The sequence below is a fragment of the Pelomicrobium sp. G1 genome, assembly GCF_051905455.1.
In the GTDB taxonomy this organism is placed as follows: Bacteria; Pseudomonadota; Gammaproteobacteria; order Burkholderiales; family UBA6910; genus Pelomicrobium.
This window is the reverse complement of sequence record NZ_JBQACR010000296.1, coordinates 1-288: the sequence shown is the minus strand read 5'-3', so window position 1 is coordinate 288 and position 288 is coordinate 1. Positions and strand designations below refer to the sequence as shown.

General features: G+C 65.6%; 1 pseudogene. It reads right to left on the bottom strand.

The annotated features are described in order from the left end of the window. Positions 1-271: pseudogene (locus ACTFO6_RS18575) on the bottom strand (hypothetical protein); the annotation flags it as partial. Positions 272-288: the final 17 nt, after the last annotated feature.

Sequence of the window (288 nt, the reverse complement as noted above, 5' to 3'; positions counted from 1 at the left end):
ACCGGGGCCGGTAAAGCCCGATGCCGCTGTAGGTGAACCAGGGCGATCCTTCGACCTCCACTCGTCCTTCGATCAGGGCAAAATCGCCTTCCGGGCGATGGGACGGGTTGTCCACCAGTACCAGGCAGGCGTCCCAGGGGGAGGGCAAGACCCGTTCCATGTCCACGAGCCGGGCGAAATCGAAGTCGGTATAGACGTCCGCGTTCACCAGCAGGAAGGGCGCTTCCCCCAGCAGGGGCAGAGCCAGGGCGACTCCGCCAGCGGTTTCCAAGGCTTCAGGCTCCGGGG